The following is a 25470-nucleotide window of genomic DNA, read 5'->3' as shown; positions in this document are numbered from 1 at the left end:
TAGCTTACTCGACCAGCAAGCGCTTGGTGATTACGCCCGCGGCGGTACCTAGACGCAGGCTATACACACCTGTTGGGAGTTTGCCCAACACCAATTGGGAGGTAGCGGTCGTCTGCCGGGCCGTTAGCTGCTGCTCCCAAACCACTTGCCCCATCGAGTTAAGCACGCGTACTTGCATGGGTTGGGCCGTCAAACTTGCGGGCAGTAGCAACTGCGTTGTGGTATGGGCCGGGTTGGGGTACACGCTCACTTGCTCGATAAGCGCTGCCGATGCCGCCAGCACACCACGGGCCGCGTTTTGGTTGAGGCGCACGCTTACGGTGTTGCTGCTGCTGTTGGCGGTGAGCAGATCTAGGTCGCCGTCGCCATCGAGGTCGGCTAGGGCCAAGCCAGAGGGAGCAGCACCTAGGTTCACTTCCTGCGCGCCGCCAAAGCTGCCACTGCCGTTGTTGAGACGCACGCTCACGGTGCGCCCCGCGTCGTAGCCGTTGTTGGCCGTGGCAAGATCGAGGTCACCGTCGCCATCCACGTCGCCCAGCACCACGCCTTGCGGCAAGCTTCCAACGACTACTTCCTGCCCGGCGGCAAACGTACCATTGCCAGTGTTCGGCAGCACGCGTAGACGCCCAGCGTCACCATTAGCAACTACCAGATCTAGGTCGCCGTCACCGTCAAGATCTCCTAAGGCCACACCATTGGGGTTTGGCCCCACCGTCACATCGATGCTGCCGCTGAAGGTGCCTTTGCCATCGTTGAGACGCACGCTGGCCGTGACTTGGTTGGAGTTGGCGGTTACGAAGTCCAGGTCACCATCGGCATCGACGTCGCCCACGGCAATACTTAGGGGGCGTGTGCCGATGCTTACGTCCTGGGTGCCGCTGAATGTACCTAGCCCATTGTTCAGGCGTACGCTCACAGTGCTTGTGTTGCCAGAGCCAGCCGTGTAGTTCGCGGCAAGTAGGTCCAAGTCGCCGTCACCATCCACGTCGGCCAGCGCCACGGCGTGCGGCGTGTCGCCTACTGCTACTTCCGTGGTACCGCTGAAGCTTCCTTGCCCATTGTTCAGGCGGACGCTGACGGTGCCGGGGAAGATGGTGCGGCTGTTGGCCGTGGCTAGGTCCAAGTCGCCGTCACCATCCACGTCGCTCAGCACAACTTGGGAGGGCCCTCGCCCAACGCTTACTTCCTGACTACCCGCGAAGCCTGCCGCCCCATTATTGAGGCGAATGGATACGGTATTGGTGTTCACGTTCGCGGTGAGCAGGTCGAGGTCGCCGTCGCCATCCACGTCACCCGTGGTTACGCTCAGCGGGGTAGTTCCGACAGCGGGGTCGGAGCCGCCGCCAAAGCTGCCATTGCTCGAGCTGGTGGCCGTGGTAAACTGGAACACCTGCGGCACGGCTAGGCTAGCCCCACTGCTACTCTGCGCGGCCGTGGTAAGCGTCGCAAATACCGTTTCGCCCGCTTTAAAGTCGGTGGCGGGGTTCAGCGTGAGCGTGTTGCCGCTCACGGTAGCCGTGCCAGCTTTCTGGCCCCCAGCTTGCGCACTAAACACCTTCAGCGCTTGCTGCGTGGCGGCGCCCGTGCTCAGGGCTTGGTTGAAGGTCACGGCTACATCGGTGGCGCGCGGAGCCGAGCGAGCGTTGCGGGCGGGTGACAGCGACATAACTGCCAACGCTGGCGTGGTGCTCGCCTGGTTCAGGCGCACTGTTACGCTGGTAGCATTGTAGCTAGGAGCTATCAGATCCACTCTATTATCCCCGTTCACATCTCCAAGCGTTACATCATACGGCCCGGTTACGCTTACCTCCTGGCCAAGCACGAAGGCACCCTGCCCATTGTTGAGGCGCACGCTTACCGTATTACTGAAGAGGTTGGCCGCCACAAAGTCCAGATCCCCGTCGCCGTCCACATCGCCGATATCCAGCCCGTGCGAGTTGTCGCCGATGGCAACTTCCGTAGTGCCGCTGAAGCTACCTAGACCATTGTTGAAGCGGACACTGACCGTACTGTTGCCGCTATTGGCCGCGGCCATATCTAGGTCACCATCGCCATCGAAGTCGCCCAGGGCCACATCGAGGGGGAAAGTACCCACGGCTACTTCCTGACCAACGCTGAAATTGCCGGCACCATCATTCAGGCGCACACTTACTGAACCGTTAACTTGATTGCCCGCTGTGAGAAAGTCCAGGTCGCCGTCGCCGTCCACGTCGCCCAATGCTAAGCCCCTGAAAGAGCTGGCGCTGACCTGCTTGATTCCACTGAACGTACCTGCGCCGTTGTTGAAGCAAATGCTAACCACGTTTTCATCATTGGCGACAAACAGATCCAGATCCCCGTCGCCGTCGCCGTCGCCTACTGCCACTTCAAACGGGCGGCCAGCGATGGTTACTTGCGCGCTTGCGGTGAATGTGCCACTTCCGTTGTTAAGCCATACGCCTACCGTGCCCGGCCCAGGGAAAGGAGCAACTGTTATCAGCAAGTCCAGGTCGCCATCGCCGTCTACATCGCCAAAGGCAATATTCGAAAGATTCGCCCCGTTCCCGGCTATGTCCTGGGCGTTGGAGAAGGATGCACTGCCGTTGTTTAAGCGTACACTTACGAAGCTAGCTCCTGTGTTAATTTTACTTAATGCCACCAAATCCAGATCACCGTCGCCATCCACGTCACCAACGATGCCCTTTGTAGCCTGTGGCAACAACACGGGGACGTTGGGTCCGCCATCAAACGTACCATTGCTGGGTGCGGTAGCGGTGGTAAACTGGAACACCTGGGGCTTCGCTAAGCTCGCGCCGCTGCTGCTCTGCGCGGCTGTGGTGAGGGTAGCAAACACCGTCTCGCCTGCCTTGAAGTCCGCCGTCGGGTTGAGCGCAAGCGTGTTGCCGCTCACGGTAGCCGTGCCGGCTTTGCGCCCGCCGGCCTGCTGGCTGAATATCTTCAGCGCTTGCTGTGTGGCGGCGCCCGTACTCAGGGCTTGGTTGAAGGTCACGGCCACATCGGCGACGCGTGGGGCCGAGCGGGCGTTGCGGGCCGGGCTCAGCTCCGTGACGGCCAATGCCGACGTAGCAGCGGCTTGGTTCAGACGTACACTCACGGTGTTGCTCATGCTGTTTGCCGTCAGAAAATCCAGGGTTCCGTTGCCATCTAGGTCACCAGTAGCAATGCCTAGGGGATTTGTGCCAACTGCCACCAGTTGAGCTGCCCCAAAACCACCCGTACCGTTGTTCAGGTGCACGTTCACGGTATTGGCCAGACTGGTTACGAGTAGGTCGAGGTCGCCGTCGCCATCGACGTCGCCCAGCGTTACGCGGGCGGCCTCGTTGCTCGGCAGATTTTCGCTACCCGTGAAAGTTCCGCCACCGTTGTTGAGGCGGACACTGACGGTGCTGGATCGGTTGGCCGTTACTAGGTCGAGGTCACCGTCGCGGTCGAGGTCGCCCAAGGCTACTCCTGCCGGAAAATAGTCCAAAGTCGTCAAGGTTCCTACTTCACTAAAGTTGCCAGCCCCGTCATTGAGGCGAGGCGCCACAAAGTTGCCGAAGACGCGTCCAGTCCCGAAGAAGGGCGCCAGCAGATCTAGGTCGCCGTCACCGTCGATGTCACCGAGCGCAATGCTCACGGGCACGTTTACATCTAGCACAACATCCCCCGTAAACGTCCCAGCGCCATTGTTAAACCGCACGTAAATGGTGCCGCGCGTATCAGCTATGCTGCTCGGCGAGCTGCAAGAAGCAAGTAGGTCGAGGTCACCGTCACCGTCTATGTCGCCGATTGCCAACGATAGAGCTTCTGGGCTTGGATTGCCAATGAGGACGATTTCCTGCGTACCCGAGAAGGTTCCGCTACCATTGTTGAGGCGCACGCTTATGGTTCTGTTGGCGTTCAACGTGAGCAGATCCAAGTCACCATCAGCATCCACATCTCCAAAAGCTAGGTCAGCCGGCGCACCACCTAGGTTCACCACGGAGCTCGTAGTAAAGGTGCCCGCACCCGTATTAAGCTGTAACGTAGCTGTATTGCCGCTGCCGCGGGTCACCAGATCCAGGTCGCCGTCGCTGTCAACGTCGCCCACTGCGACGTTTGCGGGTCCTGTTCCCACGCTTACCTCAGATCCACTAAATACGCCCGTGGCCGGCGCGGTGGCGGTCGTAAACTGAAACACATGTGGCGTAGCAGCCACACCTGTGCTGCTTTGGGCCGCGGCGGTAGCCGTCGCAAACACCGTCTCGCCGGGTCTGAACGCCGTGCTAGGTGCAAAAGCGATGGAGTTGCCAGATACGGTAGTCGTACCACTCTTTTTGCCACTGGCCTGCTGACTAAACACCTTCAGCGCCTGCCGAGTAGTGGCATTGTCGCTCAAGGCTTGGTTGTAGGTTACCGAAACCGCCGAAGTGCCCGGCGCGGAGGGTGCATTGCGCGCGGGCGACACCGCCGTCACGATGGGAGCCGCACTCACCGTGAATGGCAGGCCATTGCTGGTGCCTTCCGGCGTCGTGACTACTACAGGGCCCGTAGTGGCACCCGCTGGCACCGTGACAGTAATTTGCGTGGCCGAATTGACGACGAAGCTAGTAGCCGCCACTCCGTTGAAGGTAACGCTGGTTGCCCCAGTGAAGCCTGAGCCTGTCAGTACCACGCTGCTGCCCACTGCCCCCGCGTTAACCGATAAGCTCGCCAACACGGGTTGGCTACGATTCAGACGCACACTCACGGTGTTGCCACCAGCCGCCAGCAGGTCCAAGTCGCCGTCGCCATCTAGGTCGCCGAGTTCCAGGCGGGCCGAGCTGTTCCCGACGCTGATTTGCTGGCTCCCCGAGAAGCTACCCGCGCCGTTGTTGAGGCGCACGCTTACCTGGTAAGGAGTCGAAAGACTGCCCGCCAGCAGATCTAGGTCGCCATCGCCGTCTACGTCGTTCAATGACACACTATTAGCGTCGACCAACCCAATTTCGCCCCCACTCGTGAAGGCACCAGTGCCGTTATTTAAGAGGAAACTAACGGTATTGCTCCCCCGGTTGGCAACGGCAAGATCCAGGTCGCCATCGCCGTCGAGGTCGCCGGCACTTACGTCTTGCGAAAATAACCCAACCAGAATTGGGGCCGCCGGGACAAAGGTGCCGGTGCCGTCATTAAATCCGATTCGCACTTGGCCTGGCGTAACGGTGCGGCCAGTGGTATAGCCGTTGGCAATGAAGTCAAGGTCCCCGTCACTGTCTACGTCGCCTAAAACGAGGCTGTAGATATCACTAGTAGTAAATAAAAAGCTACTGATACCGGTGAAGGTACCCCCACCTAGGTTGCGGATCATAATCACGATACCCACTGGTCCTGCGACCACAATATCCAAGTCGCCGTCGCCGTCCACGTCGCCCAGGGCTACGTCGTTCATTTCCCGGTTCAGGGCAATGTTCTGGCTTCCCGAGAAGGTGCCGCTGCCATTGTTCAGCCGAATACTCACGGCCGCGTCGCTAGTGCCATTTGCCGTTACCAAGTCGAGGTCGCCGTCACCATCCACGTCGCCAAAGGCTACGCTACGGGCGTACGGTCCCACGGCAACTTCCTCGTTGCCCGTGAAGGTACCGCTGCCGCTGTTACGACGTACGCTTACACTCCCGCTTGCTACTCCAAAGCTAGGGGTGGCTAGGTCCAGGTCACCGTCGCCGTCGATGTCGCCCACGGCTAGGCCCCGTGTATCAGGGCCCACTGGCACAGCGGAGCCGCCCCCAAAGGTGCCAGCGCTGGGCGTCACGGCGGTAGTAAACTGAAGCACTTGGGCGGTAGCTAGGTTTTGCCCGCCGCCACTCTGCACACCGGTGGTCACGGTAGCCAGCACGGTTTCGCCCGCTTTAAAATCGGCCGTTGGATTGAAGGAGAGCGTATTACCACTCACCGTCGTAGCACCTGACTTTTGCCCTCCAGCCTGCTGGCTAAAAACTTTCAGCGCTTGCTGGGTGCTGGCGGTATTACCGAGCGTTTGCCCGAACATTGCTGCTACGTTGGTGGTGCGCGCCGCCGTGCGGGCGTTGCGCGTGGGCGAAAAGCCCGTCAGTGTCGGCGTTTGGGCCTGGGCACTCGTTGCCAGCAGCAGTAAGAAGGCGCCTATGCGCCCGGCAATTGAAAGCCGGGCAGACAAGGGTAACGGATAGGAAGAAAAGGTACGATGTAATAGCATAAGTAGAAAGGGAATAGGTAAAGGAATGGGTTGGGTGGAATTAAAAAAAGCCGCCGTAGCGACACCGAGGGACACCCAGCTTCAAGGGTTGCGCGTCTGGAAAATCATCGCCTGCATAAGCTGGTAACTCATTAGGAAGCAGATACCTTAAAGCTACTTTCTCGCCGTACTATATCCTATTTTAGCCTTTTATAGTACTATTAATTTTAATTCATGCAACCTTTCTCAAATTGAAAAGGCCCTGGTCACAGCCGCTCTGTTTCGTTAGCGAAACAGAGCGGCTGTGACCAGGGCCAAAGGCAAAAACTAGGTTAGCGCGACGGCTACATCGACGACTTACCGCTGCTAGTTACCGTGAAGTCAACTTCGGTATTTTCCCACATCATAGCCACCTTGCCCGACTTGTCGAGGTTGATGGTGAACACTTCGGTGAGCTGCGCTAGCTTCTTTGGTTTCACTTTCACGCGGAGCACATCTTGGCTAGCGTCGTACTTGAAAGCGCCCCACTGATTGGCGGTTTTGTTGAAGATGATGGTCCACTCGTTTTCGCCAGGAATGGTGAACAGGCCGTATTTGCCGGCAGCTAGGGTTTGGCCTTCGATCTTCACGTCTTTGCTGACCTCAAACGTGGTGGCTTCGTTGGCGCCGGTGCGCCACACCTTGCCGTACGGCTCTAGTTCGCCGAATATTTTGCGGCCTTTCACTGAAGGACGGCTGTAGTCAATGGTCACAGTAGCACCACCAACGGTAGCCGTGGCCTTAGCCGGCGGGCTCGGGCGCTTCGACTTATCTTCTGGCGCTTTGGTGGTCTGCATGTTGGTGTTTTGGGCGTGGCTCGCGGTAGTAGCCGCCGCACACAGGAACAACGCTAATCCTAGGCTGGTAGCGAGGCGTTTGGAGAGCAGGTTTTTCATAAGGGTGTTGGGAGAAAGAATGATGTGCGAGTAAAAAGCCATCCGGCTGAATTTATTGCTCAAAGTATCTTATTTTCTTCACTTATGTTCTGGGTACCGTTCTACTTGATTCGCTGAACTCGGCAACGCGCGGCCATGCTATGAGCTGAGCATTGGAAACTTTCGCGGCGCAGGCGGGTACTACATGGCATCGGGCTGCTCGTCTGCGCGACGATCCATCAGCCTTTACCAGAACTTTTTATTCATGGCAGTACAACTTTTTAGTCCGCTTCGCCTGCGCGGCCTTGAGCTCAAAAACAGAATCGTCGTTTCGCCTATGTGCGAATATTCCAGCCAGGATGGCTTCGCCAACGACTGGCACCTGGTTCACCTCGGCAGCCGGGCAGTAGGCGGCGCCGGACTCATCCTTTTCGAGGCAACGGCCGTGTCGCCCGAAGCCCGCATCACCCCCGACGACCTAGGTATTTGGAAAGATGAGCACATTGAAGGCCTGCGTCGTATTACCTCTTTCCTGGAAGCGCACGGCTCAGTGCCCGGAATTCAGCTTGCCCACGCCGGCCGCAAGGCCAGCACCTTTAGCCCTTGGAAGGGCGAAGGCGCCGTACCAGCCGAGCAGGGCTGGCAAACCGTCGCCCCGAGCGCGGTTCCCTTCTCCCCCACGTATCCACAGCCGGTGGCGCTCGACCAGACTGGCATCCAAAAGGTGCTCAACGACTTCCGCGAAGCCACCCGGCGTTCTTTGGAGGCTGGCTTTAAAGTCATTGAAATTCACGCTGCCCACGGCTACCTGCTACACGAGTTTTACTCGCCTCTGAGCAACCAGCGCACCGATGACTACGGTGGTTCTTTTGAAAACCGGATTCGTCTGCTGCTCGAAATCATCGACGCCGTACGCGAAACGTGGCCCGCCGAATACCCGCTTCTGGTGCGCATCTCAGCCACCGACTGGACCGAGGGCGGTTGGACCATCGAGGATTCCGTAAGGCTCGCAAAGGTGCTCAAGGACAAGCAGATCGACTTGATCGACACGTCTACTGGCGGCAACGTACCCCAGGCCGAGATTCCCGTGGGGCCAGGCTACCAGGTGGAGTTTGCCGCTCGCGTCAAGCAGGAAGCTAACATTCCGACGGGCGCCGTGGGTATTATTACTACCGCCCAGCAAGCCGAAGACATCCTGGCCAACAACCAAGCTGATCTAATTCTGATGGCTCGCGAGCTTCTGCGTGACCCTTATTTCCCGTTGCACGCCGCCCAGGAGCTAGGTGCCGATTTGGAGTGGCCTGTACAATACCAGCGCGCTAAACGAGGCAAGTAAGTAGCATTCTTACAAACACAAACGGCCGGACTAGTAGTCCGGCCGTTTGTGTTTATGGTGCAGAATAATCTCTTTTTGCGCTAAACACTAGTAGTCCAAAACTAGCTTAAGGCACCTCGTTTGTTGGAACAAGAATATTGTTTTACAACAACCTAGTTTATCACTAAGCATGTAAGCATTAAATATTCTTCACTTTAGCACTCAAAAAATTATTACTTATTTTTTCAGCTATCATGTGAGCTGGTTTTTCCAGCAGCGAATAGAATACATACGCACCTACTACACACACAAACAAATAAACGAGGTAAGAAGAATTACTAATAGGCAAGATCGGCAACAGAATAGCAATAAGTAGAGGATGACATAAATACAGCGAGTAAGAAAAATTACCAAATTTTTCTAAAATTTGGACAGGCCGCTGCGTCTTATAATACAGTATCTCTGCTTCCAGCCATTTTACCATCGGTACTGCTATGACTAGCATTGACACACCGTAGGGCACAAAGGAGTGAAATCTTAGCACGCAGCACAGCACGGAGGCAAAGAACATACTGCTCCGTAGCAGCCATATTTTTTTGGTAGTTATCTGCTGATTCAGGCTATCGATCCGTTCTGCCAGATTTACCCCTAGCAGCCAGTATGGTAAGCCAATCAGCCATGTGTACCCGATGCCGAACTGCCAGATTTCGCCGCTGTAGTGCCTATCCGACTGGGTGAGCATGGATAGAATATCATTTTTGCTAACAAGAAAAATAATGACGCTAGCGACGGCAAAAGACAAGAGTAATTTAGTATGCCAAGTGAGTCTTATTCTAACCAGCAGCGGATAGATAGCATAATAAATCAGCTCACAATATAAGCTCCACACAACATCACGCTCTGGATTTCCAAAGCGCATGCCGATTAATTGAATAGTGAGCAGCGGAATTAATATTCTAACGACTCTCTTGGTATAAAACTTTTTAATATCTCGTATTCCCGCCTTGTTAGGGTAATGGATTACGAAACCGGATATAATAAAAAAAGCAATTACTGCGGCCACACCAACGTATGACACGGCCATAAACATACCTAGGTACCTGACAACTCCTATACTTGAATCGCGAAGGAAAACCTGGATGGGGTTAGGGCAATGCGATAACACCACAATAAAAGCTAGAATAAAGCGTATGCTATTTAGTCCAGCAAACCATGTCTTCTTGGTGGTAGACGAATTTATAGAAGTATCAACTGGTGCAGGCGTGCCTGTAGCAGTTAAATCAACAACAAACTTGTCCTTGATAGAATAGCGTAACGCTTCACTAACTTCTGCTGATTTGTGGTAGAGCATAACAAAGGAACATAATACACTTGTGCACAAAAGACCTATAGATCTTGCTGCTTTCAGGCAAACTCAAGCCAATACTCAGGTTCAAGTATAAAATCACTCTAAGCTCCTACACTGTCCCTCCTTGTGAAGGGCTATTTCTACGCAAATTTGACTTTTTTTATTAAGAATTTGCTTTCTTCTAATATGTTTTTCTTTACCCACTCGATCAAAAGACGTCAAAATATAACACATATTACTGATAATCAATAATTTATCTATATAAAGATAATATTCCGTTTTCGCCTAGAAACATTAGGCGATTCTGCTTTTTTAAATTATATAAATCATATATTTAATAAAAAATGTACAAATCATCCGGCTATGGCTAAGAGCATTAGCTGCTAGCTTCCTTTCACGCTTACGAGGCGACTACTTTCGGATGGGCATTTCTGATCTGATGCAACCAAAGAGTGATAAATTGCCTCCGCTTTTGTAAACCGCACCTTATTGCCATTATGAAGAACTTGCTGTTTCTATTTGGTTGCCTCTGGCTTGGCAGCTGCAGCTTAGATTCTGAGAACACCTGCAATGCCACCGCTGTCGTTTACGCAACCCAAGTGACCGGCCCAAAAACAGCCCAGGTGAATACGAGCACAAAATTCACTGTATATTTTGAGGCTGAAAATGGCTGCGGCAAGTTCGACAGCTTCGTTGAGGCTAGCCTTGGCGACACCGTAAAAGTGGCTCCGAAAGTTAGCTACGAAGGTTGTACCTGCACACAAACGAAGCTGCCTATCCAGGCCGACTACACATTCAGCGCCACGAAGCCCGGCACGTACTACCTGAAGTTCCTGCGTGACGCCACTACCTTCATCGTCGATACGCTCGTGGTGCGGTAAGGCTACGGCTCCGGATACAGTCCATAGAGTAGCCTGGGGCTAGTTCAAAGGTGCTACCAGGGCGGGAGTGCCACTGAACTACCATGGCTGCTTATTTGTCTGCTTACTACTTGGTTTGAAGGCTAGCTCCCTTTCACCCTCCTTATGTCTGATAGAAAAGAAATTGAAGTGCTGCTTCCGCCAGAAGTAGCCTACGACGAATTTGCGCGCTACCGTGCGCTGCTCGATGCCGCTGGCCTACAGCCTGGCCAAGCTGACTTTGTTCACCTCAAGCGCCGCTCCATCGATGCACGCGGGCGGCAACCGCTCGTGCGCCTGCGGGCCGATGTATGGCTCACGCCCCCACCCCGCGATATTTTTGGTCCCTGGTTTCACTACCCCGATGTCAGTGAGGCTAAGCGCACGGTGCTGATTGTAGGGGCGGGTCCGGCGGGCTTGTTTGCTGCGCTGCGCGCTATCGAGCTAGGTATCAAGCCCATTGTAGTGGAGCGGGGCAAAGACGTGCGCACCCGTCGCCGCGACCTAGCGGCGCTTAATAAGGAGCATATCGTGAACCCCGATTCCAACTACTGCTTCGGCGAAGGTGGGGCGGGTACCTACTCCGACGGCAAGCTTTACACCCGCTCTACGAAGCGCGGTGATATTCAACGGATCCTGCGGATTCTGGTGCAGCACGGCGCTACGCCCGAAATTTTGGTCGATGCCCACCCCCACATCGGCACGAATAAGCTGCCGCTGGTAGTGGCTGCCTTACGCGACTCAGTACGCCAAGCTGGGGGTGAAGTGCGCTTCGACACCCGCGTGACGGACTTGATTTTGGAGCAACAGCACCTGCGCGGCATCGTTACGGCCGCCGGCGAGACCATCGAGGCCGATGGCGTCGTCCTCGCGACCGGGCACTCGGCCCGCGATATTTACGAGCTGCTGCACCGCCGTGGGGTGCTCATTGAGGCCAAGCCCTTTGCCCTTGGCGTGCGCGTGGAACACCCACAAGCCCTCATCGACCAAGCCCAGTACCGCCGCACTGATCGAGGGCAGCTGCCCGCGGCTTCGTATTCGCTGGTGCACCAAACGCAATGGAAAGGCAAGCAGCGGGGCGTCTTTTCGTTTTGCATGTGTCCGGGCGGCTTTATTGTGCCGGCGGCCACGTCGCCGGGCGAAGTGGTAGTGAACGGCATGTCGCCCTCGCGCCGCGACTCACGCTTTGCTAACTCCGGTATTGTGGCTGCTATTGAGCTGGAAGACATGGACCTAGCCCAGCACGGTCCGTTGGCTGGCTTGCGCTTGCAACAGGAAATTGAGCAGCGGGCATGCACATTGGCGGGCAACACGCAGCTAGCGCCGGCCCAGCGGCTAGGTGACTTCTTGAAGAACAAAGTCTCGCCCGAACTGCTGGAAACATCATACCAACCGGGCCTCGTGCCGGTGCGCATGGACGATGTGCTCGGTGCTGGCCTGGCCGAGCGCCTGCGCCAAGGCTTCCGCGACTTTGGTAAGAAGATTCCGGGGTATGCGACTAACGCTGCCCAGATCGTAGGCGTGGAAAGTCGCACCTCTTCCCCCGTGCGCATTCCCCGCGACCGTGACACGCTCCAGCACCCCGAAATCAAAGGTCTATTTCCGTGCGGTGAGGGCGCAGGCTACGCAGGCGGCATCGTGTCGGCGGCCATGGATGGCGAGCGGTGCGCCGAGGCTATGGCCACGTTGGTTTAAACTGCGTACTATTATTTGGCAGCTTTTGCTCGTCTGTCGCCCTGAGCTAGCTTGGGATGACAGACGTTTTTGAACAGTTGAATCACCATTCTTATGAAAAAGACCGTTGTCATTGGCGCCAGCGACAATCCTGCCCGCTATTCGTACCGCGCCGTTAATATGCTCAAAAGCCATGGCCACGAGGTGGTGCCCGTGGGCATCCGCAAGGGTCAGGTAGCCGGCCTAGACATTCACACCGATCGGCCCACCGAAGAAAGCGTGGATACCGTGACCCTCTACGTAGGGCCGCAGAACCAGCCCGCCTGGTACGATTATATCCTGGACCTCAAGCCGAAGCGCATCATCTTCAATCCCGGTACCGAGAACGAGGAGTTGGAGCAAATGGCGCAAGCCAAAGGTATTCGGACCGAAGAAGCATGCACGCTGGTGATGCTTTCCGTCGGTAACTACTAATTGCTTCTTACGTCAAGTTCCCGCCCAGGGCGCGGAAGAGACGCCGAGGGCGCAGAGCGCTGACGATTCGCACCGTTAGAACTCTGCGCCCTCGGCGTCTCTTCCGCGCCCTGGGCGGGAAATTTATTTTATTCACCCAGGCAACTGTTGCTAGCTTCCCTCCATCTACCCTACCAAACGCCCATTTATCGCCAAAACCTTTACACCCGTGAATGAAGCTGACCTCATCGCCGCCTGCCGCCAAGGCAGTGGCCGGGCTCAAAAGCTGCTCTACGAGCAGTTTGCGGGCTTGATGCTGGGTGTGTGCATGCGCTATTTGCGGCACCGGGAAGACGCCGAGTCGGCTATGCTCGGTGGGTTTGTGAAAGTGTTTCGGGCCTTAGATCAATACCGGCACGAGGGCAGCTTCGAAGGGTGGATTCGCCGTATTATGGTCAACGAGGCCTTGGGGCAACTTCGCCGCAAAGAGCCTCTGCACCTAGCTATCGACGATTACCCCACCGACCTAGCCATCACCCCTGCCGACGCGGAGAGCCAGCTCAACGCCGCCGACATGATGGCCGTATTGGCCGAACTACCTGCGGGCTACCGCACGGTGTTTAACCTCTACGCGCTAGAGGGCTATTCTCACCCCGAAATTGCTGAGCTGCTGGGCATTTCGGAGGGCACTTCTAAATCGCAGCTGAGCAAGGCGCGGGCAATGCTCCAGCGCCGCCTCGCCGTCGCCAATGCCCAGGCGTCGGGCTCCACCTCCTCACCCAAAGAATATTATGCAACCGGAAGATATTGATAAGCTGTTTCGCGAGAAGCTACAGCACCACGCCCCCGCCCCGCCCGATTACCTTTGGGCCCAACTCGAAGAGGAGCTGCAACCCGCCAAGAAGCGGCCGGTCATGTGGCTCTACGCCGCAGCTGCCGTGGTGGCACTGCTACTCGTAGTAGGAGCTGGCTGGCTGCTCCGCGGCCCTGGCCTAGGTACCGAAACCCAGGAGCTAGCCACAACAAGGAGCCAGCAACAAACCGAAAAAAAATCTTTCAATCAGCCAACCACCCAGGCAACTGCTCCTTCCGAAACTGCATCTAAGGAGTCAGAAGCAAGTTCGGAAAGGCTAGCCGCCGCTGCTTCTTCTACGCAGGAACCGACTTTGGCAGTGCACACCAATCGGTCGGCCTCTTCAACTTCTAGCGCCCGCCGCGCGGTGGCTCGTTCCACTTCGCCCGCCCGCTCGACAACACCTAAATCTGTTCTTACTAGCTCCGCTCCGATTCAGGCAGTGGCCGTTACGAAGCCCGCTGTTGCGCATCCGGAACGCCCAGTGGTCGTCCACGCTGCCCTGCCTAGCTCCGAGCCGACTAGTACCGCTACCCTGGTGGCCGCGGCCGCGCCATCGGGTCCCATTATCGTGGAAGTACGCCACGACAACGCCATGCCGGGCGCCACAGCGTACGCTGCCGATGCCGAAACTGGCCGTCGCCGAGGGCTAGGCAACTTGCTCTTGAAAGCCGGCAAAAAAGTAGGTAATGTGGTTCTCGACGGGCGTCAAGTTAACCTGCCCAGAGTGGCTATTCCTGAAATCATCACGGCGCAAGTGGAATCCTACACTACTGCTCCCCATCCTTAGTCTTCACTTCTTCTTTTCCTTCGTCATGAAACGCTTCTTTTCGCTGCTAGCTTTTCTGCTCTTGACCTCGCTAGCCGCGCCCGCTTTTGCCCGCACGACCCCACCCGCCTTCACCGACACCATTGTGGTGAAGCTGCCTAATCAGGCTATCATGACGCTGTTCGTCAAGAACAAAGCGCAACTCCGCCAGATGCGAAACTACAAGCTCGATTCGCTGATGATCCTGCTTGACACCTACATCACTCAGGCCGAAACCGCCGGTAAGAATTCCAAAAACGGTCAGGTCACGATGGAGTTTTACCCCGACAAAGACCAGCCTGGCAAATCGATGCCGGAGCAAATCCGGGTGACGGTGCGCAACTCCCGGAGCGCTGGGTCCAGCAACGACCACGTGGAAGTACGCCTCGGCCCTTCCTTCGGAGTGGTGGTAGACGATGACGACAACGGCGACAACGTGAAAGTGCACGTGGGCCACATGGACACCAGCAACCGCGACTCGGTACGTAAAGCCAAATCAGAAGCTCGGTTCAACCGCCCTCACCACAGCAACTTCACCATGGACCTAGGTCTGAACACGTTGGTGAACCGTGGCAAGCCCGCTCTTGGTGGTTATGATTACGCCCTGCGGCCTCTTGGCTCCCGCTACATCAGCTTTCAATGGCGGCACTCATGGCGCTTAGGCGCCGTAGGCAGCCCCTTGTACCTGGTGTCAGGCCCTGAAGTTGCCTTCAACAACTACATGTTCGACAACAACGCCCGCCTGTTTACAACCGACACCCAGTCGTATATCGACCGCGAATCGACGCTGAACCTGCAAAAGAGCAAGCTAGCTACCACCACGCTCAACTTGCCTCTGATGGCACAACTGTACTTCCGCGACCAGAAAGGCCACGAGTCGTTCCGCCTCAGCGCCGGCGGGTTCGCTGGCTACCGCCTCAGCAGCCACACCAAACTCAAATATGACCGCGACGGCAGCACCAAAAAGGACAAAGACCGGGGCAGCTATAACCTGGAAGATTTCCAGTACGGCTTGCAAGGCATCATCGGGGTGCGCGGATTGGACCTGTTCGTGAAGTACAACCTCAACGACTTATTCAAGGAAAACCGCGGTCCACAAGCCCAAACGCTCAGCTTCGGTATCACCTTCTTGTAGGCGTGTAGCGCGAAGCTCTCGCTTCGCGCACCGCAAAATGACTCGGCTTAGGTCATTACAAGAACAATCGTTCACCGATGCGCCAAGCTCCCGCTTCGCGCTACATTTTAAAAGCTTGGCAGATGCATCTGTCAGGCTTTTTTTGTGTCCAACAACATGACAGCAAGCTCATCGAAAGTACAGCCTGCGGTGCTACTTTCGATTTACCATAACACTTCACTTTTCCACCTTTTTCTGCATGAATAAAGTCGCCTCCGTCGGCCGCTGGCTGCTGCTGAGCGCCTTGACGGGCCCGCTCCTGGCAGGTTGCCAGTCCAACAACAAGTCGACCGCTTCACAACCCGATCTGCTGAAGGCGAACCTCGACACCACCGTTCGCCCCGGCGACGACTTTTTCACCTACGCCAATGGGGCTTGGCTCAAGAAGCACCCTATTCCGGCCTCCGAAAGTTCGTGGGGTATTGGCTCCGAAGTGCAGGAGGAAGTGTACGCCCGCTTGAAGGCCATCAACCAGGAGGCTGCCCAAGCCAATGCCACTGCCGGCAGCGTACAACAGAAAATCGGAGACTTCTGGGCTACCGGCATAGACTCGTTGAAGGCCGACAAGCTAGGTATTCAGCCCCTGCAACCTGAGCTAAACCGCATTGCCGCCCTGCGCACTTCCCAGGATGTGCAGGATGAAATTGCCCGTTTGAAGCCACTTGGGGTGAATGCCCTATTTGGGCTGTATGTGGGGCAAGACGCCAAGAATAGCGAGAAAATGGCGTTGCAGTTTTGGCAGGCTGGCCTAGGTCTGCCCAACCGCGACTACTATTTCAATAAAGATACCCGCACGGCTAACATCCGTAATGAGTACGCCAAGCACATCACCAAAATGTTCCGGCTGCTCGGCCAGGATTCAGTGACGGCTAAGGCCAACAGTGCCCAAGTGCTGAAGCTCGAAACAACGCTGGCTGGCTCTTCGCGCAAGCTCGAAGCCCTGCGCGACCCGTACGCCAACTACAATAAGATGACCGTGGCCGACCTAGGTAAGCGCACCGGTCTCGACTGGCAAGCGTGGCTTGCGAAGGTAGACCTCGCCAAAGCCGATACGGTGATTGTGGGCCAGCCGGAGTTCTACAAAACAGCCGGTCAACTGCTGAAGACCACGCCGGTGTCTGTTTGGCAAGCATATTTGCAATGGCACCTGGTTAATGCTTTTGCCGACAACCTAAGCCGCCCGCTGGATAACGAGCATTTCCACTTCTACGGCACCATTTTGCGCGGCCAAAAAGAGCAGCGCGCCCGCTGGAAGCGCGTGCTGGATGAGGAAGAGGACGCCATGGGCGAGGCACTCGGGCAGCTATTCGTGAAGGAATACTTCAAGCCGGCCACCAAGGAGCGTCACGAAAAGCTGGTAACCAACATCGTAGCTTCTTTCCACGACCATATCCAGAAGCTCGACTGGATGAGCGATTCCACCAAACAAAAGGCTTTGGTGAAGCTAGGTAAGATCACACCAAAAGTGGGCTACCCCGATAAGTGGAAAGATTACTCTACCCTCAAAATTGACCGCAGCTCTTACGTGCAAAATGTGATGCGGGCGCGGCAGTGGGCTTACCAATACAACATTAATAAGCTAGGCAAGCCCGTCGACCGCACCGAGTGGGACATGACGCCGCAGACCTACAATGCTTACTACAACCCCAGCAACAACGAAATCGTGTTGCCAGCCGCCATTTTTGCCGTGCCGGGCCTGAAGGATGAAGATGCCGACGACGCCATCATCTACGGGTACGCGGGCGCTTCTACCATCGGCCACGAGCTCACCCATGGCTTCGACGACGAGGGCAGCCAGTTTGACGAGAAGGGCAACCTGCGCAACTGGTGGACGAAGAACGACCGTAAGCTATTCCAGCAGCGCGTGAACGGCATTGTACGCCAGTTCAATGGCTACCAAGTACTCGACTCCCTGCATATCAATGGCAAAGCCACCGCCGGCGAGAACATTGCCGACCTAGGTGGTATCGTCATTGCGTTGGATGCCTACAAGAAAACCGACGAGTACAAGAAGGGGGCAAAGATCGGTGGCCTAACGCCCGAGCAGCGATACTTCCTCGGCTATGCCCTGGGCTGGCAGAGCCACCAACGCGACGAAGTGCTGGCCCAGCGCGTACTCACCGACGTGCACTCGCCCGCCAACCTGCGCGTGAACGGCCCCTTCGCCGACGTACCAGCGTTCTACCAAGCCTTCGGCGTGCAGCCAGGCCAGAAGCTCTACCGCCCAGATAGCGCCCGCGTGAAGATCTGGTAGCAAATAGCTAGGTTTTGAAGAAAACAAAAAAGCCTTTCCTCAATAGCGAGGGAAGGCTTTTTGTAAGCCGAAAGCTAAAACTAGAACGAAGCTCCCCTCCTTTTTTAAGGAGGGGTTGGGGGTGGTTAATGTCGTTAGAACGATAAACTAAGTAGAACCTAGCTTTTAGCTCTAGTCCTAGCAACCACCCCCAACCCCTCCTTAAAAAAGGAGGGGAGCTTCGCTTTAAAACTAGATCAGCTTATCTGGGGTGATGGGCAACTCGCGAATGCGCTTACCTGTGGCGTTGAACACGGCATTAGCAATGGCTGGCGCCATACCAATGATGGCAATTTCACCGATGCCTTTGGTACCTAGGGCATTCACGTGCGGGTCGGGCTTATTCACGAAAGCAAACTCCATGTTTGGCGCGTCGGCGTGCACGGGTACGTGGTAGTCGGCTAGGTCCTTCGTGACGTAGCGGCCGAATCGGTCGTCCATTACGGCGCCTTCGGTTAAAGCCATACCGATACCGCCCACAGCGCCGCCCATCATCTGGTTACCGGCCGTTTTCTGGTTGACGATGGTGCCCGCATCGGCGCAGGAAATGACTTTCTTCACCCGCACTTCGCCCGTGAGCGAATGCACGTGCACTTGCACGAAATGCACCGAGTACGAGTACATCGAGTACTTATCCCGGTCGCCGCCTGGCTTCGATTCGATGGTCACTTCCACTTCGGCCTCGTTGTTTTGCCTGAGCAGATCCGAGTAAGCCGCCTTCGCCAGCTTGTCATTGGCTAGGCTCAGGTGCCCTTCCTGGATAACAATATCGCTGGGTTTGGCAGCGCTAAAAACCCCACCATTGGGCGTGGCCGAAGCTAGCTGGTGCAGTTTGTTTTGCAGCGCGATACAGGCGTCTTGCACGGCCGCCCCCACCGTATTCACCGTGGAGGAGCCTCCCTGCGAGGGCGCCGTCGGAAACGTGGAATTACCTAGCTGAAACGTGATTTTGTCTGGTGACAGGCCCAGGGTAGTAGCGGCAATCTGCACCATAGCGGTACCGGTACCTGGCCCGATGTCGGTGGTGGCACTTTGGAGTACGACTGTGCCTTTTTTCGTCAGGATGGCCTTCATCTTCGCCGAGCCGCGGTGCGCGCCAAACGTGCCCACACCCATACCGTAGCCCACGAGCCAGTCACCGTTTTTCACTGAGCCAGGCTGCTGCTTCCGGTTGCTCCACCCAATGCGTTCCGCCCCCATTTGGAAGCACTCTTTTAAGTACTTCGTCGACCAGGGCTTGCCGTTGTCAGGGTCCGTATCGGTGTGGTTGCGCAGGCGAAATTCTAGTGGATCTAGGTTTACGGCGTGCGCCATTTCATCAATGGCCGATTCGAGGGCGAAGGCGCCAGTCGCTTCCCCCGGACCGCGCATCCAGATCGGCGTGCTCACGTCGAGCGAGGCGATGCGGTAGCGGGTCGTCACGTTGGGCGACGTGTACATCATCCGCGTCTGCTGCAACGTCGATTCGGTAAATTGCTCGTAGCTTGATGTTTGCCCCACTGACTCGTGGGTAATAGCCGTCAGCTTGCCGTCGGGCGTAGCGCTCATCCCAATCTTCTGCCAGGTGTAGGGCCGGTAGCCAACCATCGTGAACATCTGCTCGCGGGTTAGCACCAGCTTCACCGGGCGACCTACTTTCTTGGCCGCAATAATGGCCGCAGTTTCGTGAGGCCAAGTGTGCAACCCGTTGCCGAAAGCACCACCCACGAACGTGGCAATCACCTTCACATTGGCTTCCGGAATGCCCCAGTCTTTGGCAAACGCCTTCTGAGTTCCAATCACCGCCTGCGTCTTATCGTACACCGTCAGCTTGTCGGGCGCCTCCCAATGGGCAATAATCGATTGCAGCTCCATCGGATTGTGCATCTCGGATGGAATGACGTACTCGGCTTCCAGTTTGGCAGCGCCATTTTTGTAGGCATCTACCTCGCCGCGCTGGTAGTCGGCTAGCGGCGACTTAGGGTTCTTTTTGGCTTGAACGGGCAAATACCCTTGACCTAGGTTGGCCTCCAGATTGGTCTGGTGCTTATCCTGGTCGTATTGCGCTTTCACCAGCGACGCAGCGTAGCGGGCCCGCTCCAATGTATCGGCCACGACGGCGGCAATGGGCTGGTCGTTGAACAGCACCTTGTTGTCGTGGAAAACGCGCAACGGCTGCCCGGCCGTAGCAGGCTCGGCGGGGTGGTCGCGCTCGGCGAAGCCCGGTACCTTGGGTGAGTTCAGGTGGGTAATAACGGCTAGCACCCCTGGCGCCCGCTCCGCCTGACGCGTGTCGATGCTCTTGATGCTGCCCTTGGTAATAGTACTGCCCACCAACACGGCATGCGCCATGTTAGGCAATTGGTACTCAGCCGAGTACTTGGCGGCACCCGTTACTTTCAGCCGACCATCTACCCGGTCCATCGGTTCGCCAATGGCGCCGCTCTGACTTTTCTGAAGTTGTTCTTTCATCTTGAGGTCTTGGAACGTGGGTGTTAGGCAACAGCAGCGGCCGTCTTAAGCGCTTGCACAATGGAGTTGGGAGCTAGCTTTAGCTTGTACGCATTGTACTTGAAGGCTTTAGCACCACGCATCGCCACTTCCGCCGCTTGCCGGAACGACTCTTCCGTGGCAGGCTTGCCGATTAGCGTTTTTTCGGCTTCCGTCAGGCGCCACGGCTTGTGAGCCACGCCGCCCATGGCCAGGCGGGCATCTTTGATGGTGTTATTTTCAATGCTGAGCGCCGCTGCTACCGACACCAAGGCAAAGGCATAGCTAGCCCGCTCCCGCACTTTAAGGTAGTGCACGTGCTTGGTGAATGGCGCATCCGGTATCTCCACGGCCGTCACCAGCTCGCCCTGACCTAGGTTAGTGTCTTGCTGGGGCGTATCGCCGGGCAGGCGGTGAAACTCGGCAAAAGGAATGCGCCGGTCGCCTTTGGGGCCACTTACCAGCACCGTCGCATCCAACGCGACGAGGGCCACGCTCATATCAGAGGGGTGCACGGCGATGCACTTATCGCTGAAGCCAAAGATGGCATGCATGCGGTTGAAGCCTTCCAGAGCACCGCAGCCAGAGCCTGGCTCCCGCTTGTTACAAGGCAAAGCCGTGTCGTAGAAGTAATGGCAGCGGGTGCGTTGCAGCATATTGCCGCCTACTGTGGCCATGTTACGCAGCTGCGCCGAAGCACCCGCGTTGAGCGCCTGGGCGAGCAGCGGCTGTCGTTCTAGCACCAGCTTGTCTTCAGCCACCGCGCCGTTCAGCGCCAGGGCTCCGATGCGGAGGTTATTGCCTTCGTGCTCTATTTTGCTGATTGGCAGCTTATTAATATCAACCAGCTTAAGCGGTGTCATGACGCCGCGCTTCATCAGGTCGATAAGGTTGGTGCCGCCCGCAATAATCTTAGCGTTAGGGTCTTTGGCTAGCGCATCGATAGCCGCCTTCTGCTTGGTAGGTCGTACGTATTGAAACTGGTTCATACCTTTTGCCCCCCTCCTTTTACCTCTTGAATAGCCGCCACAATGTTGGAGTAGGCGCCGCACCGGCAAATGTTGCCGCTCATAAACTCTCGAATTTCATCTTCCGAATCGGCGTGGCCTTCGCGCACGCAGGCCACAGCCGACATGATTTGGCCGGGTGTGCAGTAGCCGCACTGAAAGCCGTCGTGCTTAATGAAGGCTTCCTGCATCGGGTGCAGTTTGTCACCGTCGGCTAGGCCTTCGATTGTAGTTATTTCTTTGCCTTCCTGCATCACCGCGAAAGTCAGGCAGGAGTTCACACGCTTGCCATCGATGTGCACGGTGCAGGCTCCGCATTGGCCGTAGTCGCAGCCTTTTTTAGTGCCGGTTAGGCCAAGCTGTTCGCGCAACAGGTCGAGCAGCGTGGTACGCGGCTCGATGGATAACTTGTGTTTATGGCCGTTAATATCGAGGCGCACGGGCACCTTTTCGAATGCGGCCGCTATGGATTCATCTAAATCAGCGGCGGCTGCTTTTAACACCGAGCCCGGCGTGAAAGCTAGGGCCGTGAGCAGCGACGACTGTTTGAGGAACGTTCGCCGTGCCTCGTCGTGGTTTGGTTGTTCAGGTTCAGGGTTCATAGCGGTGGCAGGGTATTGTGGGACTTATAAATCGCCAAACAAAGACAAGGACGTATCGTCCTCAGAATTGAGGTAAAAGGTAACTAAAACTAGATCAAGGAGAATTGTTCCGCAGAGGAATTCACGAGCAAAACCATCAGCACAAATTATTCATCCCCCCTCTGATCGATATACAGCCCGTAGGCGAAGCCATTTCTACGGTTAAGCTTGCTATAGGCGCTCCTACAATCTACGCAAGATAGCTCTAAGAGGCTACGGTATACGCGTTATAAACCTGTCATTAGAGCGGTTTCGAAGCCGGTATCTGTGCAGCGCAGACTCTAGAGTCTGCGCTAGTATCGCGACCGGACCGAGGCTCCGAAAGCTGCTTGCAAGCCCCGTTAATAACTCATTATCAGCTACCTATCAACTATCAGGTCATGAAGTAGCCTATAACTCCCGGTGGAAGTTATCAAGCAGAATGGCCGCTGAAACGGCCACGTTCAGGCTTTCCGCCCCACCAGCGCCGGGAATGAAGAGGCGCTGCGTCAGGCGGTCCAGCACTTCCGGTCTAGGTCCGTGCGACTCGCTGCCCATGATGAGCACGCCGTTGGGGCGCAGCTGCAAGCGGTGCACATTGTCGCCTTCGAGATGGGCTCCGTAGCGCGGTAATTCAGCTGGCAAGGAATCAAGCCAGGCGGGCAGGTCGCGCTGCCACACGGGCACGCGGGTGAAAGAGCCCATGGTTGCCGCCACAGTCTTTGGCGACCAAGGATCAGCGCAAGTATCGGAGCAGACCACGCCCGCCAGACCATACCAGTCGGCCAGACGGATGAGCGTACCTAGGTTGCCAGGGTCACGCACTTGGTCGAGAGCGAGCAGGAGCTTGCTAGGGGCCAGATGCAGAGGTGTTTCCTGGGGCAGCTGCGCAATGGCTAAGGCCGTGGTGTTGGTAGTCAGCGTGCCGAGGCGCGTTAAGTCATCTTCCGACACCAGCTCGACGGGCACGCCGCGGGGTACTTCGTTCCGTATTTTTTCGGCAAACTCCGGGGTTAGAAACAGGTGCTCAGTGGTGAGAGCAGAGCCTAGCAACTCACGCACACTCTTGCCCCCTTCTACCAGAAAGGCCTCGTGCCGAAGCCGATACTTTTTCTGTTTTAGTTGTTCTACGCGGGTTTTCTGTGCTTTGGAGAGCATAAATAAAGGAGCGAAGAAAAGTACGACTACCGCTACGCTCGGCAAATTTACAAGCAAACCGCCATGCGGCTTAGCACTGGTACACCACCGCATTGATGTTCATGCCTGCGCCTACCGAAGCTAGCACCACCAAGTCACCGGTTTCCAGGCGATGGTCTGCGAGCTGGCCTTTTTGCAGCAGGTCGAGCAGGGTGGGCAGCGTGGCCACGGAGCTGTTGCCCAGCCACCCAATCGTCATGGGCATCAGGTTCAGATTAGGGCTTGCTTCGCCGTAGAGCTGGAACAAGCGCTGTAAAATGGCCACGTCCATCTTCTCATTGGCCTGATGCAGAAGCACTTTCTTCACTTGCGTGAGCGGCACCTGGGCTTTGTCGAGGGCGGTTTTTACCACTTGCGGCACATGTTGCAGCGCGAACTCATAGAGCTTGCGGCCTTGCATTTTCATAAACCGATCGGGGCTTTCGCTTTGCGCGGGCGCGTACGATTTGCCCATGCTCAGCAGTCCAGCGTATTCGTGAGCGTAGGTCTGGGTGTGATGTGCCAGGATGCCGGCGTTTGCCGATGAGCTAGCTTCCAGAATCACGGCCCCGCTCCCATCGCTAAACAACATGGTGTCGCGGTCGTGTGGGTCCACTACGCGCGACAGGGTTTCGGTACCAATTACCAGGCAGCGACGCGCATCGCCCGAGCGAATGTAATAGTTCGCCTGAATGACGGCTTCGAGCCAGCCTGGGCAACCAAAAGCGAGGTCGTATGCTACGCAATCGGGATTCCGAATGCCGAGCTGCGCTTTGATGCGGGAGGCTAGCGAAGGAACCAGATCAACCCGGTTGCTACCATCTACTACATCACCAAAGTTGTGAGCCACAATGACATAGTCGAGGCTTTCGCGGTCGATGCCGGAGCTAGTCAGGGCTTCATCGGCGGCTAGCCAACCTAGGTCAGAGGCAGTTTGCTCAGGACGGGCGTAGCGCCGCTCGCGGATACCCGTAATAGCTTGAAAACGGTCGAGGGTTACGGCACCCGCCTGTTCAATCAAGGTGCCGTCGGGAGTGAAAAAGCGGGTGGTGCTAAAATCCTGGTTGGAAACAACTAAGTCGGGAATGCAGCTACCACTAGCTACTAGCACAGATCGGATCATGGACAAATAAACAACTAGCCTCGATCAAACCAGGCTGGATAAGGTGAATACGCGGCACAACCTGACAAACGCAGATTCCCGTTTTACCTTGTCCTATCAGGACAGTAAAACACAAGACGTAAGCCTAAAGGTAATAGTTCTTCTGCATACCTCGACCGTGAAGTTCGCACGGCCGCGGCTGACTGTTGTGCTTATAAAATGCCTTGGCTAACTCCTGCGCTACGCAAAAAGCCGCTCCGACGACCTCCCAGGGGTGGTTATCAGAGCGGCTTTTCGTCTAAAAAATGATTACGCTTTGCGAGCTGCTTCGTAGCGCTTACCCGCTTCCGACCAGTTCACCACGTTCCAGTAGGCTTTCACGTAGTCGGGGCGCTTGTTCTGATACTTCAGGTAGTAGGCGTGCTCCCACACGTCGAGGCCTAGCACCGGGGTGCCACGCTGTATACCAGGCAAATCCATTAGCGGATTATCCTGGTTGGGCGTGCTAGTAATCGCTAGCTTGCTGGCTTTTGGGTCGTAGATCAGCCAAGCCCAGCCGGAGCCAAAGCGACCGGTGGCCGCTTTCGTGAACTCCTCGCTGAACTTCTCAAAAGACCCAAAATCTTTCGTGATGGCCGTAGCTAGTTCGCCAGATGGTTTACCACCAGCTTTCGGGGCTAGCAGCTGCCAGAAAAAGGAGTGATTCCAATGGCCACCGGCATTATTACGAATGACGTCGGGCTGCTTGCTAGCGGAGGCCAATAGCTGCGCTAGGGTCAGCTTTTCTTCGGGTTTGCCAGCCACTGCCTCGTTCAACTTGGAAACGTAGGTTTTGTGGTGAGCATCGTGGTGAATCTCCATCGTGCGCGCATCAATGTGCGGCTCTAGCGCACCAAAAGCGTACGGCAACGGAGGCAACGTAAAAGGACCATCAGCCATAGGTGTGGCGCGGGCTTCGCGCAAGAGTTGCTCGTCGTGAACACGGGCTAGCACCGCGGGGCTCAATAAAGCCCCAGCTACGGTCAGTAGACCGTTCTTCAGGAAATCTCGTTTCAGCATGGACGTAAGAGGAACAGGGAACAAGGCAAGCAGAACGCTTGAACGCACTTTCTACGCGAAACGCGCGACGCAAGGCTAAATTTTCTATTTGCTGCCGCAACGTACAATGAATAAGATAAACTTAAAAATGAAACTATGTATGTACATTTAATGTA

17 protein-coding genes are annotated in these 25470 nt (G+C 56.2%); 8 read left to right on the top strand and 9 right to left on the bottom strand.

Annotated features, from left to right (window positions below):
* Positions 1 to 4 precede the first annotated feature (4 nt).
* Positions 5 to 6172 (bottom strand): FG-GAP-like repeat-containing protein, encoded by a 6168-nt coding sequence (locus SD425_RS12355; protein ID WP_324678981.1) that lies wholly within the window; start codon positions 6170 to 6172, stop codon positions 5 to 7.
* Positions 6173 to 6495: 323 nt separating this feature from the next.
* Positions 6496 to 7086 carry a DUF2911 domain-containing protein gene (locus tag SD425_RS12350; protein WP_324678979.1) on the bottom strand — a complete coding sequence of 197 codons (591 nt, stop codon included), beginning with the start codon at positions 7084 to 7086 and terminating at the stop codon, positions 6496 to 6498.
* Between the two features lie 244 nt (positions 7087 to 7330).
* Here SD425_RS12350 and namA point away from each other — a divergent pair, with 244 nt between their 5' ends.
* A complete protein-coding gene (gene namA, locus SD425_RS12345; RefSeq protein ID WP_324678977.1) occupies positions 7331 to 8401 on the top strand; it encodes an NADPH dehydrogenase NamA in 1071 nt (356 codons plus the stop codon).
* 178 nt (positions 8402 to 8579) lie between these two features.
* Here the strand turns inward: namA and SD425_RS12340 are convergent, their stop codons facing one another.
* Positions 8580 to 9731, bottom strand: coding sequence for an acyltransferase (locus SD425_RS12340; protein WP_324678975.1), 1152 nt, complete (start codon positions 9729 to 9731; stop codon positions 8580 to 8582).
* Between the two features lie 494 nt (positions 9732 to 10225).
* Between SD425_RS12340 and SD425_RS12335 the strand changes: the two genes are divergently transcribed.
* The 7 genes from SD425_RS12335 to SD425_RS12305 all read left to right on the top strand — a co-directional run bounded on the left by SD425_RS12335 (position 10226) and on the right by SD425_RS12305 (position 17843).
* On the top strand, positions 10226 to 10609 hold the full coding sequence (locus tag SD425_RS12335; RefSeq protein ID WP_324678972.1) for a hypothetical protein: 384 nt from the start codon (positions 10226 to 10228) through the stop codon (positions 10607 to 10609).
* A gap of 144 nt (positions 10610 to 10753) precedes the next feature.
* Complete coding sequence (locus SD425_RS12330; protein WP_324678970.1) at positions 10754 to 12322, top strand: NAD(P)/FAD-dependent oxidoreductase; 1569 nt, start codon at positions 10754 to 10756, stop codon at positions 12320 to 12322.
* A gap of 93 nt (positions 12323 to 12415) precedes the next feature.
* A complete protein-coding gene (locus SD425_RS12325) occupies positions 12416 to 12775 on the top strand; it encodes a CoA-binding protein (RefSeq protein ID WP_324678968.1) in 360 nt (119 codons plus the stop codon).
* Between the two features lie 208 nt (positions 12776 to 12983).
* Entirely contained in the window at positions 12984 to 13565 is a 582-nt protein-coding gene (locus SD425_RS12320; protein ID WP_324678965.1) for a sigma-70 family RNA polymerase sigma factor, read from the top strand.
* Positions 13546 to 14397: a hypothetical protein gene (locus SD425_RS12315; protein WP_324678963.1), complete on the top strand. Its 852-nt coding sequence runs from the start codon at positions 13546 to 13548 to the stop codon at positions 14395 to 14397. Before SD425_RS12320 ends, SD425_RS12315 begins: the two co-directional genes overlap by 20 nt.
* A gap of 25 nt (positions 14398 to 14422) precedes the next feature.
* A complete protein-coding gene (locus tag SD425_RS12310; RefSeq protein WP_324678961.1) occupies positions 14423 to 15550 on the top strand; it encodes an outer membrane beta-barrel protein in 1128 nt (375 codons plus the stop codon).
* A 238-nt stretch (positions 15551 to 15788) separates the two neighbouring features.
* A complete protein-coding gene (locus SD425_RS12305) occupies positions 15789 to 17843 on the top strand; it encodes a M13 family metallopeptidase (RefSeq protein ID WP_324678959.1) in 2055 nt (684 codons plus the stop codon).
* Between the two features lie 231 nt (positions 17844 to 18074).
* On the opposite strand, the gene SD425_RS12300 is transcribed toward SD425_RS12305, so the two are convergent.
* The 6 genes from SD425_RS12300 to SD425_RS12275 form a co-directional block, all read right to left on the bottom strand.
* Positions 18075 to 20333 carry a xanthine dehydrogenase family protein molybdopterin-binding subunit gene (locus tag SD425_RS12300; protein ID WP_324678957.1) on the bottom strand — a complete coding sequence of 753 codons (2259 nt, stop codon included), beginning with the start codon at positions 20331 to 20333 and terminating at the stop codon, positions 18075 to 18077.
* A gap of 23 nt (positions 20334 to 20356) precedes the next feature.
* Positions 20357 to 21340 (bottom strand): xanthine dehydrogenase family protein subunit M, encoded by a 984-nt coding sequence (locus SD425_RS12295; RefSeq protein ID WP_324678955.1) that lies wholly within the window; start codon positions 21338 to 21340, stop codon positions 20357 to 20359.
* Positions 21337 to 21960 (bottom strand): (2Fe-2S)-binding protein, encoded by a 624-nt coding sequence (locus SD425_RS12290; protein WP_324678953.1) that lies wholly within the window; start codon positions 21958 to 21960, stop codon positions 21337 to 21339. Before SD425_RS12290 ends, SD425_RS12295 begins: the two co-directional genes overlap by 4 nt.
* A gap of 429 nt (positions 21961 to 22389) precedes the next feature.
* On the bottom strand, positions 22390 to 23136 hold the full coding sequence (locus SD425_RS12285) for an RNA methyltransferase (RefSeq protein ID WP_324678951.1): 747 nt from the start codon (positions 23134 to 23136) through the stop codon (positions 22390 to 22392).
* Positions 23137 to 23206: 70 nt separating this feature from the next.
* Positions 23207 to 24277, bottom strand: a complete 1071-nt coding sequence (locus SD425_RS12280; RefSeq protein ID WP_324678949.1) for a ketoacyl-ACP synthase III — start codon at positions 24275 to 24277, stop codon at positions 23207 to 23209.
* 288 nt (positions 24278 to 24565) lie between these two features.
* On the bottom strand, positions 24566 to 25315 hold the full coding sequence (locus SD425_RS12275) for a superoxide dismutase (protein WP_324678947.1): 750 nt from the start codon (positions 25313 to 25315) through the stop codon (positions 24566 to 24568).
* Between the last annotated feature and the right edge of the window lie 155 nt (positions 25316 to 25470).

Origin of the sequence: Hymenobacter sp. GOD-10R, from assembly GCF_035609205.1 — a bacterium.
GTDB lineage: Bacteria > Bacteroidota > Bacteroidia > Cytophagales > Hymenobacteraceae > Hymenobacter.
Note: the sequence above shows the minus strand (reverse complement) of the source record. Positions and strands in the feature narration are given on the sequence as shown.

What these genes read in the sequence shown, in the direction of transcription:
- SD425_RS12300 (WP_324678957.1), bottom strand. Translation starts at nt 20,333, where the DNA reads ATGAAAGAACAACTTCAGAAAAGTCAGAGCGGCGCCATTGGCGAACCG.
- SD425_RS12340 (WP_324678975.1), bottom strand. Translation starts at nt 9,731, where the DNA reads ATGCTCTACCACAAATCAGCAGAAGTTAGTGAAGCGTTACGCTATTCT.
- SD425_RS12290 (WP_324678953.1), bottom strand. Translation starts at nt 21,960, where the DNA reads ATGAACCCTGAACCTGAACAACCAAACCACGACGAGGCACGGCGAACG.
- SD425_RS12325 (WP_324678968.1), top strand. Translation starts at nt 12,416, where the DNA reads ATGAAAAAGACCGTTGTCATTGGCGCCAGCGACAATCCTGCCCGCTAT.
- SD425_RS12275 (WP_324678947.1), bottom strand. Translation starts at nt 25,315, where the DNA reads ATGCTGAAACGAGATTTCCTGAAGAACGGTCTACTGACCGTAGCTGGG.
- SD425_RS12315 (WP_324678963.1), top strand. Translation starts at nt 13,546, where the DNA reads ATGCAACCGGAAGATATTGATAAGCTGTTTCGCGAGAAGCTACAGCAC.
- SD425_RS12295 (WP_324678955.1), bottom strand. Translation starts at nt 21,340, where the DNA reads ATGAACCAGTTTCAATACGTACGACCTACCAAGCAGAAGGCGGCTATC.
- SD425_RS12355 (WP_324678981.1), bottom strand. Translation starts at nt 6,172, where the DNA reads ATGCTATTACATCGTACCTTTTCTTCCTATCCGTTACCCTTGTCTGCC.
- SD425_RS12335 (WP_324678972.1), top strand. Translation starts at nt 10,226, where the DNA reads ATGAAGAACTTGCTGTTTCTATTTGGTTGCCTCTGGCTTGGCAGCTGC.
- SD425_RS12310 (WP_324678961.1), top strand. Translation starts at nt 14,423, where the DNA reads ATGAAACGCTTCTTTTCGCTGCTAGCTTTTCTGCTCTTGACCTCGCTA.
- namA (WP_324678977.1), top strand. Translation starts at nt 7,331, where the DNA reads ATGGCAGTACAACTTTTTAGTCCGCTTCGCCTGCGCGGCCTTGAGCTC.
- SD425_RS12350 (WP_324678979.1), bottom strand. Translation starts at nt 7,086, where the DNA reads ATGAAAAACCTGCTCTCCAAACGCCTCGCTACCAGCCTAGGATTAGCG.
- SD425_RS12285 (WP_324678951.1), bottom strand. Translation starts at nt 23,136, where the DNA reads ATGCTCTCCAAAGCACAGAAAACCCGCGTAGAACAACTAAAACAGAAA.
- SD425_RS12280 (WP_324678949.1), bottom strand. Translation starts at nt 24,277, where the DNA reads ATGATCCGATCTGTGCTAGTAGCTAGTGGTAGCTGCATTCCCGACTTA.
- SD425_RS12305 (WP_324678959.1), top strand. Translation starts at nt 15,789, where the DNA reads ATGAATAAAGTCGCCTCCGTCGGCCGCTGGCTGCTGCTGAGCGCCTTG.
- SD425_RS12330 (WP_324678970.1), top strand. Translation starts at nt 10,754, where the DNA reads ATGTCTGATAGAAAAGAAATTGAAGTGCTGCTTCCGCCAGAAGTAGCC.